This window comes from Catenulispora rubra, from assembly GCF_015356825.1.
GTDB classification, from domain to species: Bacteria; Actinomycetota; Actinomycetes; order Streptomycetales; family Catenulisporaceae; genus Catenulispora; species Catenulispora rubra.
On record NZ_JAACYW010000783.1, the window covers coordinates 1 to 413 of the forward strand.

At 69.5% G+C, this 413-nt stretch carries 1 protein-coding gene and 1 pseudogene; one reads left to right on the plus strand and one right to left on the minus strand.

Annotated features, from left to right (window positions below; all coding sequences use genetic code 11):
• Positions 1–206, minus strand: a 206-nt coding sequence (locus GWK61_RS58230) for a hypothetical protein (RefSeq protein ID WP_228564618.1), incomplete at its 3' end; no start/stop codon positions are given.
• 12 nt (positions 207–218) lie between these two features.
• Between GWK61_RS58230 and GWK61_RS55400 the strand changes: the two are divergent.
• Positions 219–413, plus strand: a pseudogene (locus GWK61_RS55400) (cation:proton antiporter); the annotation flags it as partial.

Sequence of the window (413 nt, forward strand, 5' to 3'; positions counted from 1 at the left end):
GTTCTTTCGGCAACACCGTGATCTCCCTCCATGGGCGTGAATGTGTCGATGATTCGGAAGTATTCGGCCGCCGGAGCAGCGGTTGCTTCTCCAGCCGTGCCCAAGGCAGAAGGCTGCGAAGGTCCGGGCGCCGGGACGGCAATCTGGAAGAAGGAACGCCCCTGGGCCCGCGGAGACCATGAGGCCCCGTCCATCGGGTTCGTCACCAGGGAGGCTCCATGCCGTCCACGTCCATCCCCGCCGCCCCGCTGGGCGGCCACAGCCTGCTCGTCCTCATCGTCACCGCCGGCGCGTTGCTTCTGCTGGCCGTGCTGCTGGGCCGGCTGGCCGCGCGCTTCGGCCTGCCGGCGGTGTGCGGCGAGCTGTGCGCGGGGCTCATACTCGGGCCCTCGCTGCTGGGCCACACCATTCCC